Origin of the sequence: Dyella sp. (assembly GCF_035486915.1) — a bacterium.
In the GTDB taxonomy this organism is placed as follows: domain Bacteria; phylum Pseudomonadota; class Gammaproteobacteria; order Xanthomonadales; family Rhodanobacteraceae; genus Dyella_B.
The window spans coordinates 1-17,008 of sequence record NZ_DATHMR010000001.1; the positions used below are offsets into that span (position 1 = coordinate 1).

At 60.4% G+C, this 17,008-nt stretch carries 18 protein-coding genes, 1 tRNA gene and 1 other RNA gene; 5 read left to right on the forward strand and 15 right to left on the reverse strand.

Annotation, left to right across the window (positions count from 1 at the left end):
* A partial coding sequence (locus tag VK725_RS00005; protein WP_325316019.1) for a glycosyltransferase family 39 protein occupies positions 1 to 775 on the reverse strand: 775 nt, incomplete at its 3' end.
* On the opposite strand from VK725_RS00005, the gene VK725_RS00010 reads away from it, so the two are divergent.
* From VK725_RS00010 to VK725_RS00025, 4 genes are all read left to right on the forward strand, one after another.
* Complete coding sequence (locus VK725_RS00010; RefSeq protein ID WP_325316020.1) at positions 765 to 1,706, forward strand: MoxR family ATPase; 942 nt, start codon at positions 765 to 767, stop codon at positions 1,704 to 1,706. The genes VK725_RS00005 and VK725_RS00010 overlap by 11 nt on opposite strands.
* On the forward strand, positions 1,706 to 2,653 hold the full coding sequence (locus VK725_RS00015; protein WP_325316021.1) for a DUF58 domain-containing protein: 948 nt from the start codon (positions 1,706 to 1,708) through the stop codon (positions 2,651 to 2,653). Before VK725_RS00010 ends, VK725_RS00015 begins: the two co-directional genes overlap by 1 nt.
* A gap of 68 nt (positions 2,654 to 2,721) precedes the next feature.
* Complete coding sequence (locus tag VK725_RS00020; protein ID WP_325316022.1) at positions 2,722 to 4,626, forward strand: DUF3488 and DUF4129 domain-containing transglutaminase family protein; 1,905 nt, start codon at positions 2,722 to 2,724, stop codon at positions 4,624 to 4,626.
* 50 nt (positions 4,627 to 4,676) lie between these two features.
* Positions 4,677 to 5,261, forward strand: a complete 585-nt coding sequence (locus tag VK725_RS00025; RefSeq protein ID WP_325316023.1) for a Slp family lipoprotein — start codon at positions 4,677 to 4,679, stop codon at positions 5,259 to 5,261.
* Between the two features lie 72 nt (positions 5,262 to 5,333).
* On the opposite strand, the gene VK725_RS00030 is transcribed toward VK725_RS00025, so the two are convergent.
* The 8 genes from VK725_RS00030 to VK725_RS00065 form a co-directional block, all read right to left on the reverse strand.
* Positions 5,334 to 5,678: a histidine triad nucleotide-binding protein gene (locus tag VK725_RS00030; protein ID WP_325316024.1), complete on the reverse strand. Its 345-nt coding sequence runs from the start codon at positions 5,676 to 5,678 to the stop codon at positions 5,334 to 5,336.
* Between the two features lie 26 nt (positions 5,679 to 5,704).
* Positions 5,705 to 6,304, reverse strand: a complete 600-nt coding sequence (gene recR, locus VK725_RS00035) for a recombination mediator RecR (protein WP_325316025.1) — start codon at positions 6,302 to 6,304, stop codon at positions 5,705 to 5,707.
* A gap of 88 nt (positions 6,305 to 6,392) precedes the next feature.
* The gene (locus tag VK725_RS00040; protein ID WP_325316026.1) at positions 6,393 to 6,716 is read right to left on the reverse strand and encodes a YbaB/EbfC family nucleoid-associated protein; all 324 of its coding nucleotides are present in this window, start codon (positions 6,714 to 6,716) and stop codon (positions 6,393 to 6,395) included.
* Positions 6,717 to 6,752: 36 nt separating this feature from the next.
* Positions 6,753 to 8,411 (reverse strand): DNA polymerase III subunit gamma/tau, encoded by a 1,659-nt coding sequence (gene dnaX / locus VK725_RS00045; RefSeq protein WP_325316027.1) that lies wholly within the window; start codon positions 8,409 to 8,411, stop codon positions 6,753 to 6,755.
* Positions 8,412 to 8,501: 90 nt separating this feature from the next.
* Positions 8,502 to 8,598, reverse strand: an RNA gene (gene ffs, locus VK725_RS00050) — signal recognition particle sRNA small type.
* Positions 8,599 to 8,758: 160 nt separating this feature from the next.
* Positions 8,759 to 8,851 (reverse strand) — tRNA-Ser (locus VK725_RS00055).
* Between the two features lie 87 nt (positions 8,852 to 8,938).
* A complete protein-coding gene (locus VK725_RS00060; RefSeq protein WP_325316028.1) occupies positions 8,939 to 9,697 on the reverse strand; it encodes an MBL fold metallo-hydrolase in 759 nt (252 codons plus the stop codon).
* Positions 9,694 to 10,449 carry a 3-deoxy-D-manno-octulosonic acid kinase gene (locus VK725_RS00065; RefSeq protein WP_325316029.1) on the reverse strand — a complete coding sequence of 252 codons (756 nt, stop codon included), beginning with the start codon at positions 10,447 to 10,449 and terminating at the stop codon, positions 9,694 to 9,696. The genes VK725_RS00060 and VK725_RS00065 overlap by 4 nt, the downstream gene beginning before the upstream one ends.
* A 16-nt stretch (positions 10,450 to 10,465) precedes the next feature.
* Here VK725_RS00065 and VK725_RS00070 point away from each other — a divergent pair, with 16 nt between their 5' ends.
* On the forward strand, positions 10,466 to 11,509 hold the full coding sequence (locus VK725_RS00070) for a glycosyltransferase family 9 protein (RefSeq protein ID WP_325316030.1): 1,044 nt from the start codon (positions 10,466 to 10,468) through the stop codon (positions 11,507 to 11,509).
* A 3-nt stretch (positions 11,510 to 11,512) separates the two neighbouring features.
* Here the strand turns inward: VK725_RS00070 and VK725_RS00075 are convergent, their stop codons facing one another.
* The 6 genes from VK725_RS00075 to VK725_RS00100 all read right to left on the reverse strand — a co-directional run.
* Entirely contained in the window at positions 11,513 to 11,911 is a 399-nt protein-coding gene (locus tag VK725_RS00075; protein WP_126672843.1) for a DUF6165 family protein, read from the reverse strand.
* A 73-nt stretch (positions 11,912 to 11,984) separates the two neighbouring features.
* On the reverse strand, positions 11,985 to 12,965 hold the full coding sequence (gene lpxK, locus VK725_RS00080; RefSeq protein WP_325316031.1) for a tetraacyldisaccharide 4'-kinase: 981 nt from the start codon (positions 12,963 to 12,965) through the stop codon (positions 11,985 to 11,987).
* A gap of 3 nt (positions 12,966 to 12,968) precedes the next feature.
* Complete coding sequence (gene msbA / locus VK725_RS00085) at positions 12,969 to 14,753, reverse strand: lipid A export permease/ATP-binding protein MsbA (protein ID WP_325316032.1); 1,785 nt, start codon at positions 14,751 to 14,753, stop codon at positions 12,969 to 12,971.
* Positions 14,750 to 15,181 carry a biopolymer transporter ExbD gene (locus VK725_RS00090; RefSeq protein WP_325316033.1) on the reverse strand — a complete coding sequence of 144 codons (432 nt, stop codon included), beginning with the start codon at positions 15,179 to 15,181 and terminating at the stop codon, positions 14,750 to 14,752. Before VK725_RS00090 ends, msbA begins: the two co-directional genes overlap by 4 nt.
* Before the next feature lie 269 nt (positions 15,182 to 15,450).
* Positions 15,451 to 16,116, reverse strand: a complete 666-nt coding sequence (locus VK725_RS00095; RefSeq protein ID WP_325316035.1) for a MotA/TolQ/ExbB proton channel family protein — start codon at positions 16,114 to 16,116, stop codon at positions 15,451 to 15,453.
* 90 nt (positions 16,117 to 16,206) lie between these two features.
* Positions 16,207 to 17,008: DNA internalization-related competence protein ComEC/Rec2 (locus tag VK725_RS00100; RefSeq protein ID WP_325316034.1), on the reverse strand; the 802-nt coding region annotated here is incomplete at its 5' end.

Sequence of the window (17,008 nt, forward strand, 5' to 3'; positions counted from 1 at the left end):
ATGGCTGCACCAAGGTGTCGGCATGAAAGCGCCATGGATGGCGTTCCATAAGCTGGAACGCCATCCCTGCACCATGTTGCTGCCAGTTGGAAACAAGAAGCGGGATCAAACCCAATGCCGCGATCAGCATGGCCAACCAGAAACCGCTACGTTGCCACTGCTGGCGGCCGCGCGGCGTGAGAAGAAATAGCAGCAGCCCCGCTACCATGTACATCGCCGCCCGGTAATGGCTAAGCCAACACGCCGCAAGCGCAACGCCCAGTAACAGCCAATCGTGCAAACGGTTCTCGTCCATGGCGCCCAGAAGTGCCAACATCGCCACGGCACCGGCAACGGTGAGCGGCACATCCGGCAACGCCACGACTCCCAGACTTCCGGCCAGCGGTAAACACATGCATAGCAGTCCGGCCTGCCACGCCACGCGTTCATCAAACGCACGCCTGCCAAAAGCGACCAGCACCCAGGGCAAACAACTCCCCAGCAGCAAGAATGGCCAGCGCATACCCCCTACGCCGTGCCCGGCTACGCCCTCACCCGCTCGGACCAGCCATGCGGTAAGCGGCGGCAAGTCGCTGTAACCCCAGGCGAGATGCCGACTCTCCTGCCAATAAAAGGCCTCATCGCCCAAGGGTTGCAGCGTCAGTGCCAGCACGAGCTTGATGGCGAGCAGGCACAGAAAGACTGTGACGAATGCCGCTCGCCAGCGAGCAATACCCACCACTACACTGGGATCGTTCCCCACGTCGGTCCTTGCCTCCCATCCCATGTCAGCCATCACCCCGCTTCGTGATGAAATTCTGCAGCAGCATCTCCATGCTGCCATCGCCCAGGTCAACAAGGTGCTGCTCGGCAAGGCACGTCAGGTCAAACTGGCGTTTACCTGCCTGATCGCAGGCGGTCACCTGTTACTGGAAGACGTGCCAGGCGTCGGCAAGACCACGCTTGCGCATGCACTCGCGGCCACTTTCGCGCTCGATTTCCAGCGCGTGCAGTTCACGAGCGACTTGCTGCCTTCGGACATTATCGGGGTCAGCATGTACGAGCGCGAGACCGGAGCGTTTCGTTTTCATCCAGGCCCGGTATTTGCCGGATTGCTGCTGGCCGACGAAATCAACCGTGCGACGCCCAAAACACAAAGCGCGTTGCTTGAAGCGATGGCCGAAGGACAGGTCACCGTCGATGGTCAAACGCATACGTTGCCGGAACCGTTCTTTGTGGTGGCCACGCAAAATCCGCTGGATCTTGCGGGCACGTTCCCATTGCCCGATTCCCAACTTGATCGCTTCATGCTCCGTGTCTCGCTCGATTATCCCGACGCGAGTGCCGAACGCGAATTGCTCACCGGCACCGATCGTCGCGATTTGCTAACGAGGCTGACGCCCCAGCTGGATGCATCGGGCCTCAACACGCTTTACCGGCAAGTACAAACCGTCACCGCCAGCTCCGCATTGCTCGATTACCTGCAGGCGCTACTCACCGCAAGCCGCCGTCATCCCGATATTCGAGTGGGTCTGTCGCCACGTGCAGGGCTGTCGCTGCTTGCTGCGGCACGCGCCTGGGCGATGCTGAGCGATCGCGGACATGTGCTGCCAGAAGACATCCAGGCCCTGTTCGTGCCACTTGCGGCGCATCGACTTGTGGCATCACGCGGTGCAAGCGGTGAAACGCTTGCACGCACGTTATTGAGCGAAGTCGCCGTCGACTGATGCGCGCCTCATTCCAGCGCCTGCAGCGATGGGCCGAACGCCGGCTGCCGTCACTCACGCGGCACAGGAAGCAGGAACAGCTGCCCGTCATATTGCATCGACGGCGCATTTACATCGTTCCCACCAGCTTCGGCGTCGCTTTCACCGCGTTGCTAATGGTGATGCTCACAGGCAGCCTCAACTATGCAAATAACGCTGCGTTATTGCTGACATGCGTGCTCGGTGCTGCGACATCCATCAGCATGCTCATCGCCTTTCGTACCTTGAACGGATTACGCATTCATGGATTGCGTGCCGGTTATGCAACGGCTGGAAATCCTATTGATGTCACGTTCGATTTTCAGGCACTCCGTCTGCGGCAGGCTGTTCGGCTGGATATTGCAGACAGCGTGCACGTATTTGATGTCACCGGCCGAACCGATGTCACGGTGAGTCTTCCCACGGAACAACGCGGCTGGCTTGCCATCCCTCGTTTTCGCATCTGGACAACCTGGCCCATGGGTCTGTTTCGTGCGTGGAGTTGGTCAAACCCCGAATACGCGGTGCTTGTATGGCCGCGGCCGGAGCTTTCCGGTCCGGCTCCCGCACAGCCTGTAGAAGACAATCACCGCCAACGCCTGCACCGCGGGGAAGATCTGGCTGCGCTGCGTGATTACCGCAGTGGCGACTCCATGCGTCACGTTGCGCGGAAAGCGAGTGCGCGTCACGACATGTTGCTGGTGAAAGATTACGAGCAACCCGAGGCACGGCGGGAATGGCGCCTCGATTGGCGAGACCTGCGCGGACTGGACGACGAATCGCGTATTTCTCGCCTCGCGCGCTGGCTTGGCGAGGCTCAGGCGCAGGGGCGGCAGTACAGCTTGTGGCTTCCGACGGAAGTTATCGCGATCAGTAGCGGCTCGGCACACTATGCGCGCTGCATGACCGCGCTGGCACTGATGCCATGATCAGCATCGCGCAACTTTTTCATCGCGTCCCTTTGCAACCAAACGTTAACGAGCGCACGTTCAACCTGATGTGCTTGACAACGGCTTTTGTATTAGCCGTGCACGCTCCGCATGTTCCATGGTCGCTCACGATTGCGTTCGCGCTTGGGCTGGCGCTGCGCTGGTGGCAACGGAAACATCGGCCCGGCAAAGTCCCCGGCTGGCTGAAGGTACCGATGCTGCTCTTTCTCGTCGGCGCCGTGATTGTGCAATATGGCAATGTGTTCGGCCGCGAGGCCGGCTCCACGTTGGCAGCAGGTTTGTTGGTATTGAAACTCACCGAAAGCGAATCCTCGCGCGATGCACGCGTCGCAGCCGCGTTCGCATGCTTCCTGTTGATGGCAGCGCTTCTGTTCAGTCAAAGCCTTGTCGCCACGTTTGTCGTGGCGCTGGGCTTGCTGCCCGCCTTGAGTACATGGCGTTCACTCGAGCCGACACAAATAACCTCCACGCTACCTCGTCAATTGTTGCCCGCCGTCGTACTGCTCGCCGTATCGCTCCCTCTCGCGGCAACCGCCTTCCTGTTGGTTCCGCGACTGAGTTCACCCTTGTGGGGCACGTCCGAGCAACAGGCGGCGCGAAGCGGGTTGTCGGATGAAATGTCGCCCAGCGACTTCACCCAAATACTCAACGATGACAGCCCGGCGATGCGCGTGACGTTCGATGGGCCACCGCCTACTAACCATCAGCGCTATTTCCGTGCTTTTGTTCTGTGGAACTATGACGGAGAGAACTGGACGCGTGTCGATCTGCCCGAGGTTGATTCGCTGCCGATCGAAACGGCAGGCGTCGTCAACTATCGAATCAATCTTGAACCGACTCACCAGCGCGTACTGCCCACGCTCGATGTTCCGATTCAGGCGCCGACTCAATCGCATATGCGCTCGGATGGCGAGGTGTTTGCGGAAAAACCCGTCAATGACGTAATGGATTACGGATTGCGTTCGGCAGTGAATTACCGGCTCGAAGGAAACATCAGCGCAGACGTACGCGCGCAGGCACTGCAGTTGCCATCAGGTTTCGATCCCCGTAGTCACCAGCTCGCCGCGGAACTTCGAAAACGTTATGGCAACGACAACGTAGCGATCATCAACGCCGTGCTCGGTCTTTTTCATAACGGGGGTTTCCGCTACACGTTGGGGCCAGCACCGCTAGGGCGCAACGCGATTGACGATTTCCTGTTCAGTACGCACGAAGGTTTTTGCGAACATTACGCATCTTCTTTCACCGTGCTCATGCGCGCCGCTGGCATTCCTGCGCGCGTTGTCACCGGTTATCAGGGTGGTTACTGGAACACGATGGGCGGCTATCTGCTTGTGCGCAACTCCGATGCGCACGCGTGGAGCGAAGTGTGGCTGCAAGGACGCGGCTGGATACGCGTCGACCCCACCGCTGCCGTGCAACCGCAACGGATCAATCTCGGTGCGGAAGATGCCGGTGGCGATCAGCTCGCCTGGTATCGATCCGAGTGGGTGGAGTCGATACGAAATCACTGGGACATCGTCAACCGTTGGTGGGACAAGGGCGTTATCGGTTTTGACGCTATGCGCCAACGCGGGCTGCTGACGCCGTTTGGCATACGCGACGCTGACACCGGCATTCTGGAAAGATTGCTGGGCGCCAGCATTGCGCTTTTCGGTGCGGTTGGTTTGCTGTGGGCGTTATGGCGTCGACCGGAGGGCGATCCCGCCCTGGCGGCGATGCGTGCGCTGGAACGCAAACTCGCCCGTGCGGGGATCATCCGTGGGCGTAGCGAAGGGCCTCGCAATTACCTTCGCCGCGCGATTCGTGCGTTGCCAGGACAACGCGTGGAACTGGATCATTTGATGAGCCGCTATATCGAACTTCGTTACGCCACTGTCGAACCTCACCCTGAATCTTTACGCGCTTTTCGGCAGGCAGTACGGAATTTCCAACCGCACCGCGTGGTCTAATCGAAGCGCAACGCTGTAGGATGCAAACCGCCACGATGGAGAAAAAAGTCATGTCTCCCCTATTTCGATTTCTTAGCCTCGCAGCGACCTCTGCACTATTGGCCGCATGCGCCACGGTGCCGCAACCGCTGCAGGGTAACTTCGCCAATGTCACATCGCTGAACGCACAGGCGGGTAGCGCCAGTGGTCAGACGGTGCGCTGGGGTGGCGAAATCATCAGCACGGAGCCGGGTCAACAAGCCACCTGCTTCTACGTGCTGGGTCGTCCGCTGGATGATCAGGCACGCCCCGCCCGCAGCGGCGGCGATGCCAACACCCAGGGCCGTTTCGTAGCCTGCCGCGCCGGCTTCTACGATCCGGAAGTCTTTACGCGCGGCCGCGAGATCACCGTCACGGGCACCGTCCAGGGCTCGATGACGCGCAAAGTAGGCGATTACGACTACGCCTACCCGCGCGTCGATGCGAGCGTAGTTTACCTGTGGCCGAAGCGTCCTGTCGGCGGCGGTTATCCGTATGGCCCGGGCTGGTACGACCCGTATTGGGGTCCCTATTGGAGTCCTTACTGGGGCGGTCCGTATTGGGGCGGCTGGGGTGGTGGCTGGGGTGGTCCGGTGATTATCGTCCGTCACCGCTGATCGCTCTCGATGCATCAAAAAACGCCGGCAGATGCCGGCGTTTTTTATGCACGAAAACGGGAGCATCCATCGTCAGCCCGGCGGCCAAGTCATCCGGCGCCCCGCCAACAGATGCACATGCAGATGAAAAACCGTTTGGCCGCCGTGCTCGTTGCAGTTGATTACCGTGCGATAGCCTTCCTTGTCGAACCCTTCGCGCTTGGCATAATCGGCCGCCGCAAGCACCAGCTTACCGATCAATTCCGCATCGGCTGCCGTGGCGTCGTTCAACGTTGCGATCGCCCGCTTGGGAACAAACAGCACGTGCACAGGCGCCTGGGGATTGAGATCGCGGAAAGCCAGCACGTCATCGGTCTCATAAACGATATCGGCCGGAATCTCGTGGCGGATGATCTTCCCGAAAATAGTGTCGCCCATAGGTCTCTCCTTCCGTTACAGGCCGGTTATTCCACCGATTGTCGACTGCCAAACGCATGCGCCAGTGTGCTGCGATCGACGTACTCCAGCTCGCCACCCAGCGGCACCCCGTGCGCCAGTCGTGTTGGGCGTATGCCTGCGGCGCGCGCAAGTTGCGCCAAGTAATGCGCGGTCGCTTCGCCTTCCACGGTCGGGTTGGTGGCGAGAATCAATTCCTCGACGTCGCCTTCGCCAAGGCGTTCGCTCAACAAACCCAGTCCGAGCTCTTCGGGCCCCAATCCATCCAGCGGTGAAAGCCGTCCCATCAGCACGAAGTACTGACCGCGATAACCAGTGGCCTGCTCGATGGCAGCAAGATCAGTCGGCGACTCAACCACGCAGAGCACGTGACGATCGCGACTGGAACTTGCGCAGATCGCACAAACGGGCGTCTCGCTGAAATTTCGACAGCGCGAGCAATGACCGATTTTCTGCATCGCCTGCTCGAGCACCCGGGCCAGCTTCAAGCCACGCTCACGCTCGCGTTCCAGCAAATGGAACGCCATGCGCTGTGCACTCTTGCCGCCCACGCCAGGCAGGCAACGCAGCGCTTCGATCAATTCGTTGAGGAGTGGGGAGCCGCTCATGATCTACCGAAGAAGAAACCGTGATGAAGCAAGGATGCGTGGCCAGACGGCTCGCTGCGCCCAACCGCACATCGGCAACGTTGCCTTCTTAAAACGGCATCTTGAAACCGGGCGGCAAACTCATGCCTGCCGTGACGTTGCCCAGCCTGGATTTGCTCGCCTCGGCGACCTTGTTCACGGCGTCGTTGATCGCCGCCGCGACCAAGTCTTCTGCCATCTCCGGATCGTCCGCAAACAGCTTGCGGTCAATCTGGACGCGACGGACTTCATGCGCACCGCTCATCACGACGCTCACCAGTCCACCGCCGGAGCTGCCGGTCACCTCCAGCTTGGCGATTTCTTCCTGCGCGCGCTTCATGTCTTCCTGCATGCGCTGCGCCTGCTGCATCAGCTGGCCAAGTTGTCCTCTCATAGCGTGTACTCCGGAATATCGGGATTCAAAGGAATATCAGGATTCAAAAGGTTTGACGGATTGCGGTACCACGCGCGCACCGAATTCGCGCTTTAGCGCCTGCACCAGCGGATCGCCTTCGATGGATTGCTCCGCCGCCGACTGCGCCGCACTGCGTACGCTCGCCGCACGCGCCGCGGGTGTTTCGGCAGCGCCCTGGCTGTCGCTTACAAAGCGCAGTCGAATGGTTTCACCCAGCACAGCGCTGATGCGATCGGCCATTTGGCTCACCATCGGCTCGACGGCCAGATGCATGTACGTGGGTTGCAGCGCGAGCACCAGCGTATGGCCATCGCGGTGGTGCAATGCCGAATTCTGTGCGAGCTGGCCGAGCGGTCCACGCAGGTCGGCACGCTGAATCAGCGCCTCCCAGTCAAGCGGGCCGTTCATGGGCGCAACTGGCGCTGTGGACGCCGCTGGTTTCTCCTGCGCCGGTGCAGGATGTGAGGAGACGACAGGCCGCACGGCGGCAGGTGGCGCTGCCGCATGGGTGGGGGGTGGCGCTGGCGCGCGTGGGGCTGGCGCAGACGTGGACCGCTGCCCACCGCTTGGCGCCGGTGCCGCCTCATCGGATGGACGAAACGCCAGCATGCGCAGCAACGCCATCTCAAAGCCCGTACGCGCATCCGGCGCGAGCGACAAATCGCGGCGACCTGTCGTTGCGATCTGGTAGTAAAGCTGCACGTCCTCGGCGGCCATGCGTTCGGCGAGGCCAAGCAGCGTGCTGTCATCTGCGTCATTGGCCTCTGTTCGATAGCCAGGCACCAGCTGGATCAACTGGATGCGATGCAGGGCGGCAGCAAGATCGTCGAGCACGCTGCTAAAATCTGGCGAGTACGACGCAACGCGCGTGCATTCGGCCATCAAGGCCTCACCATCGCCAGCGGCGAGCGCAGCGAGCAAGCCAAGCACCTGGCCGCGCTCGACGCTGCCGAGCATCGCCCTGACGTCATCGGCTTTCAGCGAACCACCGCCGTAAGCGATGGCTTGGTCCAGCAGCGACAAACCATCGCGCATCGAACCATCGGCGCCCCGCGCAAGTTCGCCAATGGCCGCGTCTTCGTACTCGATGTGTTCGGCGCCGAGGATATGGCGTATTTGACCGCCGATCTGATCGGGCAGCAGGCGCTTGAGATTGAAGCGCAGGCAGCGGGAAAGCACCGTGACCGGGAGCTTCTGCGGATCGGTGGTCGCCAGGAGAAACTTCACGTGCGGCGGTGGCTCTTCCAGCGTTTTCAACAGCGCGTTGAACGCGGGCTTGGAGAGCATGTGCACTTCGTCGACCAGATAGACCTTGAAGCGGCCGCGCGCGGGAGCGTACTGTGCGTTCTCGATCACTTCGCGCACATCGTCCACGCCCGTGTTGCTGGCTGCGTCGATTTCCAGCAGATCCACGAAGCGGCCGGCATCCACCGCGGTGCAGACACTGCACTCGCCGCAAGGGTCGGCCGACTCGCCGCGTTCGCAATTGAGCGATTTGGCGAAGATGCGTGCGATTGTCGTCTTGCCCACACCGCGCGTGCCGGTAAACAGATAGGCGTGATGCATGCGGCCGCTGTCTAGCGCATTGGTCAGCGCGCGTACAACGTGTTCCTGTCCGACGAGTTCGGCGAACTTGCGGGGGCGCCACTTACGCGCGAGTACCTGATAAGACATGCGTCACGGTCAGTTGGGGGCGAACCCCGATTGTGCCAAGTCGGTCAAGGCAAGTCATGCAAAGCTTTCGGCACCCGCAAAAGGCGGCGGCCCCGCCAGCCACACCCCGGCACCCGAATCATTCGCTACCGTTGCTTCCTTCCGGACCTGGCGGGATTCGCAAACTATCGTCGCGGGGGGACCGACGGGGCCACCATAGAGGTGGGCATCGAGGCCCGTGATGCGCGCCAAATGACATCTTGTCGCCCATCGCGCTGAATTTGGTTCTAAAGAGGGACCACCCCTCGTCTTACCCTTGAATTTCCTACTACTGCGCCAGCGTCCAGGCCGTCGCATCTTTCAATAACTGGCGGAGAGAGAGGGATTCGAACCCTCGATACGGGGATAAGCCGTATACACACTTTCCAGGCGTGCTCCTTCAACCACTCGGACATCTCTCCGCACGCACTACTCGTTTGCCGGCATTCCTGCGACAAAGAAGCGGAAGGATAACGGTTGCCCTCGGCTCAGACAAGAGAGAGACGGGTTCAACCGGCGTCGGACCGGGGCGGAGGCGGCGCGGGAATCGGCACGCGCTGGCCCGTTCCGGCAATGCGATAACCGCGTGCGCCCAACGCAGCACCATCGGCGGCGCTACCGTAGTGATAGAGCACCAGGCGCCTGCGCATCGCAGCGTCATACTCGCGTTCGATATCGTCGATGCCGGTATGCGACGGATTGCCGACCAATCCGCAATCGTGGGCAATCAATTCGTTACCGCCCGCGTATTGCGATAGCACTTCCGGGAGGGGCCGCGTATCGCCGGTAAACGCGAAACTGCCCTGTAAGGCGATACCGAACGACGTGCCAGGGCGATGATGCCGCGTCGGAAACACATCGAACCAAAAGCCGTCCAGCCAGAAGCCGCGCGAACATGGCACCAGGCGAAATGCTTCCCAGTAGTTCACGCCACCTTCCGCCAGTACGCCGGGGTAATCGGCGATGCGCGCCTGCAACCATGGAACCAGTGCTGCATGTGTGAACACTCGCGTTTGTCCACGCAGCGCATCGTTGAACCACAGTCGTGTGAACAGACGTTCGAGGCCGCCCACGTGATCCATGTGCGTGTGCGTGATGTAGAGCGCCTGCGGCGATTCGCCGTACGAGGCCATATAGCGATCGAGCGTATCGGGACCGCAATCGATCAGCAGCAATGGCTTTCCATCGCGCTCCACGACCGCTGACGACGAACCGAGCTCCACCGCGTGCGCAGCGCCAGTTCCTAGAAAGTGCAGGTACCAGTTCATGCGCTGAGAGTACGCTCGTAGCCGTACATGAGGGGTGTCCAAATCTTTTTATCGAACGTCGCTTCGCCTTCTTCCGCCGCGCCGAGCTTAAACAGGGAGCGTCGCAGCCGCTGGAGATTGGCCATGCGCCAGCCCTCCCCCTCCGAACGAATCTCTCCTCGGTCGAAGTCGATCAGATAGAGCGCCGACTCGGCAACCAGAATGTTGTGTGCATTGAGGTCGGCATGCCATACACCCTTGCGATGAAAGCGCGCCACCATAGCACCCACTTCCTGCGCAAGTTCCGCATCGAATCGTGCGGCCGCGACGCATTCGGCCAGCGTGTGTGTGTTGGCAATACGGCGCGTGATCAGGTCGCCACGATAATAAAGTCCAGCGCGTTGATAGCGGGCGGCAACCACTTGCGGCACCGGCAACTCCCAGCGTGCAATGGCTTGCAGCACGCGGAATTCGGCGAAGCTGCGGGTTTTATCAGCACCGATCCACAGATAGCGATCGCCCATCAGGCGAGCCACCATGCCGCCGCGGCGGTAATGGCGCAGTACACACTCACCGGCCGGGGTATCGATCATGGAGACACCGCCACGGCCACCAGCCTGGGCGCTCAGTGCGCCACGAGCGCGCCAATAGCCGGGGTCGAACCACGAGGCGTCGACTTGTGGCGACACCGTGGCGTCGAACAGAATCGCACCTTCGGCGTCCTGGCGCAGTTGCTCGTGCATCGGTGCTGCCGTGGCTCCCTCTCGATTCATACCTCGGCGATTCTACATGTCTGATCCCGCATCCATCTGCCTGCTGCGAACGTCCGCCATCGGGGATGTCACCCATGTGGTGCCGCTGGTGCGCACGTTGCAGCAAGCGTGGCCGCAGACCTCACTGACCTGGATCGTGGGCAAGCTGGAACGCAAACTGGTGGGCGACCTGCCCGGCGTGGAATTCGTGACGTTCGACAAAGGCGCAGGCTGGGCCGGGATCCGTGAGGTCGGTACCGCGTTACGCGATCGTCGATTCGACGCGTTGCTGCAGATGCAGGTGGCATTGCGTTCGAACATCCTGAGTCTGGGTATCAAGGCGCGGCGTCGCGTTGGCTACGATCATGCACGCGCCAAGGATCTGCATGGCCTGGTTATCAACGAGCGCATTCCCGCGCGTTCGGGTGAACACGTCCTGGATGCCATCGGCAGTTTTTGCGAACCGCTCGGATTGAAACAGACCAGTGTGCGTTGGGATATTCCCATTCCCGACGATGCGCACGCCTGGGTGGCGGAGCAGTTGCCTGGCGATCAACCCACGTTGTTGGTAAGCCCAACCTCCAGCCATTCGCTGCGAAACTGGCTGCCTGAGCGCTACGCCGCCGCGATGGACCACGCAGCGTCGCGTAAATGGCGCGTGGTGTTGATCGGCGGCCCCTCTGCCAATGAGCGTGAGATGGCGGATGCTGTACTCGCGGCCTGCCACCACCGGCCGCTCGATCTGACTGGCAAGGACACGCTCAAGAAACTGATGGCCATGTTCTGCCGCACACAGTTGTTGCTGACACCGGATTCCGGGCCGATGCACATGGCCAATTCGGTGGGCATGAAAGTGCTTGGATTGCATGCTGCAAGCAACCCCAACCGCTCCGGCCCGTATTCCGATCGGCGCTGGTGCGTCGACAAATACGACGCAGCCTCACGCAAATATCTGGGCAAACCCGCGAGTGAGATTCCCTGGGGTAGCAAGATCGAACGCCCCGGCGTCATGGAACTGATCGAAGTGAACGACGTAATCGATCGCTTCGAGGCCGCCGCCGCTGCCTCGAACATCCGTTAGCGATTATTTCTGACGGTAATCCTGATACGACTTTTCTTCGACCAACTGCGAACCCAGCTTCACGTTGATCTCGCGCTTCACGGCAGCGCGTTCGTCGTTCTCGAAATACACCGAACGCGCAAGCTCGATGAACTCCTTGTCGAATTCCTGTGCCTTTTCTTTCAGGCGGATGCGGTCTTCGATATCCCACAAGGTTTCGTTCACGGCCAGCAGGCGTGCGCGCTCCTTGCTGATGTCCGTCTGCGAAGCATGATGATTGGCCCATGTCGCATTGAGCAAATTCAGCTCGTTATGCACGTTAGCCAATTTCGACTCATCGGTGATAAGGCGCGCTTTGATCTCGAGAATCGTAATCTTGTCGATCAGCTCGCCGAAGGACACCGGTACCTGGATCAGGCTCATGACAACCTCGTAACAAAAGACTTCAGCCGGCTCGGGCCGGAACAACGCCTATGATAACGCTGCTGGCGTGGCTTTATCGCGTCTTTGAACGTATACGCGTGCTTAATTCGTCGTAAAAAGATACCGGAAGCTCCGCTTTGACGGGCACGCTCGACCAATTCGTCTTGGCGAAGCCGCGACACTTGATCGCATCTTTTTCGGTCATCAACACCGGCAAATCGTCGCCAAAAGCGAAGTCTGCAGGAACAAACGCGTGATGATCGTCTAACGGGTGTGCGATCACGTGAATACCCTGCGCTTCAAGGCTTGCAAAGAAGCGGTGCGGATTGCCAATCGCAGCGACGGCATGCACGCGCATACCGGAGAAGTGCGCAATCGCTCGTTCATGCCCGTCGACCAGCGCTCGCACCACGCCGCCGCGAAGCAGCATTAGCACTTCACCCGTTTGAGGATCGCCGCCATTGCAGATTCGAAAATCAACAACATCCAGGCGACTCAGCGGTTCGCGTAATGGCCCCGCAGGTAATAGCTGTGCGTTACCGAAGCGACGCTCGCCATCGATGACGCAAATTTCGATATCGCGCGCGAGCCGGTAATGCTGTAAGCCGTCGTCAGCGATCAGTACATCGCATCCTTGATTGACAAGCAGTTGCGCAGCGGCCGGCCTGTCGCGCCCGACGGCCACAGGTACACCGGTCGTACGAATCAACGCGGGTTCGTCGCCGACCTCGGAAGGATTCGGCGCATCGCCCAGCAGCAGCGGTTCGCGCTGCGTTCCACCGTAGCCTCGACTCACAACACCCGGCCGATAACCACGCGCGCGAAGTGCGTCAACCAGCGCCAGCGTAAGAGGTGTCTTGCCGGTGCCGCCGGTTGTGATATTTCCCACCACAATGACAGGGCACGACAACCGTACCGCGCGAAGCATTCCAGCGCGATAAAGCGCGCGACGAACCGCGATTACTGCGCCATACAAACCCGCAAGCGGATAACACCACCAAGGCAGGCGCCCTTTGCCGTACCAACCCGCCTGGAGCGCTTCGGCCAAGGTCATGGGTCAGTCGGCGGAGACGGCGACAGGACGCTCGTTGAATTGCATCCGGTGCAAGGCTGCGTAGTGGCCGCCCATGGCGAGCAACTCGCTATGCGTGCCGCGCTCGATGATCTCGCCATGATCCATCACCGCAATCTGATCGGCGTGTTCAATCGTCGACAAGCGATGGGCGATGACCAGCGTGGTTCGATCCTTCATCAGCCGCTGCAGCGCTTGCTGAATGAGGCGCTCCGACTCCGTATCGAGCGCACTGGTTGCTTCGTCAAGAACGAGAATAGGCGCATTCTTCAGAATCGCCCTGGCGATGGCGATTCGCTGACGCTGACCACCCGAGAGCATATTGCCGCCCTCGCCTATCTGACTGTGAATGCCCTTGGGCAAGCGCTGGATAAATTCCATCGCGTTGGCGGCTTCTGCCGCAGCGACGATTTCCTGCTCGCTCGCACCCGCCAATTCGCCGTAAGCGATGTTTTCGGCAACGGTGCCATCGAACAGCACAACGCTCTGCCCCACCCAGGCAATTTGCCGGCGTAAGGAGGGCAGCGTGTAGGACTCGTAGTTCGCGCCATCGAGCAGGATGCGTCCACTAGTTGGTTCGTTGAACCGCGGCAAAAGACTCACAAGGCTGCTCTTGCCGCTACCGGAACGCCCAACCAGCGCGGTAACGGTGCCCGGCGCACAATGCAGGCTTACGCGGGAAAGCGCTTCAAAGTCGCCGCGCGGATAGACGAGGCGAACATCCTCGAAGCGCAAGTCGCCGGTCGTGCGTTCAAGCACCTGCGTACCGTGATCGATTTCCGGCGGCGTATCGATCAGTTCGAACAGACTTTCTGCGGCCGAGATGCCGGTTTGAATCGTGGATTGCACATTCGCCAGCCGCTTCAGCGACGGTAGCATCGCACCCATCGCCGTAAGCACCGCAATGAAAACACCCGGCGAGATGCTGTTGATGATGAACGGACGCGAGCCAAGAAAAATCAGGCCCGCCAGTGCAAAGGAGGCCACCGTCTGGATAGCGGAACCCGACGTCGCACTGGTCGCCGCAATCTTCAAGTTCAGATAGCGCGCCCGATCCGTAACGTCCCTGAAGCGCGTGGCCGCATGTTCCTGACCACCGTAAATGCGCACTTCGCGATGGGCCTCGACCGCTTCCTGTACGGTGCCGGTGACCGAACCCATCATGTTCTGGATACGGCGGCTGATAACGCGATAACGACGGCTGACCAATGCAGCGATCAACACGATAGCGGGAATCAGCACGATCAGCGCCAGCGTAAGGTAGGCACTGTTATGCAACATGACCGCGAACATGAAGATGACCATCGCACCTTCTGTCACCGCCACCTTTAATGCATCGGTCGATGCACCGGCGATCTGCTCGCTCGTGAAGGTGATACGCGATATCTGGTGACCCGAATGCTCGTTGCCAAAAAAAGCCGCAGGCAAGCGCAAGTACGCCGCAAAGACATCGCGCTGCATGACCTGCACGACGTGGCGCCCGATGTAGGAAATGCCGTAGTTACCGAAAAAGGCCGCAACGCCACGGATGAGAAACACCCCAATGATCCAGATTGGCGTCCAGAAAATGAGGTACGGATCTTTCTTGGCAAACAGATCGTCCATGATCGGACGCAGTTTGTTGGTAAAGAGCGCAAGACAGCCGCTATCTATCGCCATGCCGATAATGGCGATGATCGCAACAGGCCAGTAGCGCGCCGAATAGCCAAGCAGCCGCTTATACACAGCCCGGCTTTTTGCATCCCAAAGCGGGACTTTCTTACCGCTCATTTGCCTGCTTCCGACTGCGTCGGCGTCGTGGCGATGGAGAGGTGAGTAAAACCAAGTTGCCCAAGCGCATCCATGGCGGTAACAACGTTCTGGTGCGCTGTCATGGCATCCGCGCGAATGGTGACAGTCTGGTTGCGGTCGTCACCGGCCACGCTGGCGATGGCCGCTTTCAGCGGCTCGACGCCCTCACCCATCACTTCGTCGCTACCCACGTAGAAATGGCCCTCGCGATCCACCATGACGGTAATCGCCGGAGGCTGCATATCGCGATCTTCCGCGCTCGCCTGCGGTAATTCTACCTTCAGGCGCGAATGCTGCACGAACGTCGTCGTGAGCACAAAGAACATCAAAAGCGTCAGCAGTACGTCGATCAACGAAACTACGTTGATCTCGAAATCATCGTTGCGACGGTCGTTACCGATACGCATATCAGAGCCTGATTACGGTCTCGGCGTAGCCCGCGTTGTCACGGTGCGTCCGCCAGGTGGTAGTGCACGGCGCCGCGCCTGCCTGGCTGGCGAGCCAAGCCGCGCGCTGCCGCATGGTGGACGCACCATGACAACCCTTCGGGCCGGGGCTGTTTGCCCGCCGGGCTGCGTCCTCACTCAGTTGTGTATCGACATACACGTCTTCGTTCCTCCTTGCCCGTCGAGCAAACAGTCCCGGCGCGGGCCACGCCGAGATCGTAATCGGGCTCTTAGACCGATGCCTTTCCGCCTGCCACCGATGCACGACGCGGACGTGGCGTCGCGGCAGGTGTTGCAGAGATGGTCAGGTCATCCAACAGCAGCGTGGCCTGCTTTTCCATGTCCACGCAATAACCAGCGACCTTCGAACGGAAATAGCGATGCAGCACGTACGCGGGAATGGCCACGGTGAGACCGGCGGCAGTGCAGATCAGCGCTTCGCCGATGCCACCCGCCATCTTGGTGGGATCGGCCATGCCGCCAACCATCACCTCCATGAACATGCGAATCAGACCAATCACGGTGCCGAACAGACCGAGCAGCGGACCGATCAACGCGATGGTGCCGAGCGTATTGAGATAACGCTCCATGCGATGCACCACATGGCGGCCGGTGTCTTCGATGCGTTCCTTGATTAACTCACGCGGACGATTGCGCACAGCCAGCGCAGCAGCGAGCAGTTCACCCAGCGGTGAGCCGCTCGAAAGCTTTTCGATGTGCTCCGGATCGAGCTGATCGGATTGTGCCCATTCGCGCACTTCCTGAGACAGTCCAGGCGGTAGCACGGATGCGCGCCGCAAGGTCCAGCAGCGCTCCAACACGATCGCCAGCGCCACCGCCGAGCAGATCAGAATGGGCGCCATCGCCCAGCCGCCAGCCATCAGAATCTGAAACAAATCACCCACATCCAACTCCCGGACTTGCCGCTTGCCTGAAGCCGGCATCATAGCAGCGTCGCTGTGACATACCGTGCGGCTTGTGGCAGTTCATTCCCGCCAATAACGCCGTTGCCGCTGCCGCCAGCGTATAGCGGTATAGGTGGCGGTGCGCGCCGGAAAATCAATCTGAATGGCGCCTTCCAAAGCCGTGTTAAGTACCGGCACGTCGGCGCTGGCGTAGCGCTGCAGCACCTCCGGCCGCGGGTGCCCGAAACGATTCAGCCAGCCGGTGGAAACGACGGCCAGCTCCGGTTTTGTTGTCGCAATAAAATCCGGGCTCGACGATGTCCGGCTACCGTGATGGGGCACCTGCAATACCAGTGGCAGCCCGGGCCGCCATTGCCTGGCGATGCGCGATTCAACGTCGGTGTCGATGTCCCCGGTCAACAGCATACGGCCACCCGCACCTGTGATGAGCAACACGCAGGATCGATCGTTGTCCGTTGACGCATCAGACGTGGCGGGACTCAACACATCGAAACGTACGCCGTCCCATTCCCAATGCTGACCGGCCATGCATGGTTCCATCGGAATCGACATGCGCTGCGGTTCGCCTGCGTAACGCTTTGCGGAAGGGAAAGCTTTCGCAACGGCTGGTGCGCCACCGGCGTGATCGTTGTCGCCGTGGCTGATCATCAAGACGTCCACGCGATCCATGCCAAGTGCATGCAGCGACGGAATGACCACGGCTTCACCCAGGTCGAAACCGGATGGATAAAGCGCACCCGTGTCATACACCAGGACATGGTCGCGCGTGCGCACCACCATCGACAGCCCCTGCCCGACATCAAGCATCCACGCCTGAAAGGCGCCGACCTCCGGCTCATGACGCACAGGCCAGATCATGGGA

What these genes read in the sequence shown, in the direction of transcription:
- VK725_RS00010 (WP_325316020.1), top strand. Translation starts at nt 765, where the DNA reads ATGTCAGCCATCACCCCGCTTCGTGATGAAATTCTGCAGCAGCATCTC.
- VK725_RS00015 (WP_325316021.1), top strand. Translation starts at nt 1,706, where the DNA reads ATGCGCGCCTCATTCCAGCGCCTGCAGCGATGGGCCGAACGCCGGCTG.
- VK725_RS00020 (WP_325316022.1), top strand. Translation starts at nt 2,722, where the DNA reads ATGTGCTTGACAACGGCTTTTGTATTAGCCGTGCACGCTCCGCATGTT.
- VK725_RS00025 (WP_325316023.1), top strand. Translation starts at nt 4,677, where the DNA reads ATGTCTCCCCTATTTCGATTTCTTAGCCTCGCAGCGACCTCTGCACTA.
- VK725_RS00030 (WP_325316024.1), bottom strand. Translation starts at nt 5,678, where the DNA reads ATGGGCGACACTATTTTCGGGAAGATCATCCGCCACGAGATTCCGGCC.
- recR (WP_325316025.1), bottom strand. Translation starts at nt 6,304, where the DNA reads ATGAGCGGCTCCCCACTCCTCAACGAATTGATCGAAGCGCTGCGTTGC.
- VK725_RS00040 (WP_325316026.1), bottom strand. Translation starts at nt 6,716, where the DNA reads ATGAGAGGACAACTTGGCCAGCTGATGCAGCAGGCGCAGCGCATGCAG.
- dnaX (WP_325316027.1), bottom strand. Translation starts at nt 8,411, where the DNA reads ATGTCTTATCAGGTACTCGCGCGTAAGTGGCGCCCCCGCAAGTTCGCC.
- VK725_RS00060 (WP_325316028.1), bottom strand. Translation starts at nt 9,697, where the DNA reads ATGAACTGGTACCTGCACTTTCTAGGAACTGGCGCTGCGCACGCGGTG.
- VK725_RS00065 (WP_325316029.1), bottom strand. Translation starts at nt 10,449, where the DNA reads ATGAATCGAGAGGGAGCCACGGCAGCACCGATGCACGAGCAACTGCGC.
- VK725_RS00070 (WP_325316030.1), top strand. Translation starts at nt 10,466, where the DNA reads ATGTCTGATCCCGCATCCATCTGCCTGCTGCGAACGTCCGCCATCGGG.
- VK725_RS00075 (WP_126672843.1), bottom strand. Translation starts at nt 11,911, where the DNA reads ATGAGCCTGATCCAGGTACCGGTGTCCTTCGGCGAGCTGATCGACAAG.
- lpxK (WP_325316031.1), bottom strand. Translation starts at nt 12,965, where the DNA reads ATGACCTTGGCCGAAGCGCTCCAGGCGGGTTGGTACGGCAAAGGGCGC.
- msbA (WP_325316032.1), bottom strand. Translation starts at nt 14,753, where the DNA reads ATGAGCGGTAAGAAAGTCCCGCTTTGGGATGCAAAAAGCCGGGCTGTG.
- VK725_RS00090 (WP_325316033.1), bottom strand. Translation starts at nt 15,181, where the DNA reads ATGCGTATCGGTAACGACCGTCGCAACGATGATTTCGAGATCAACGTA.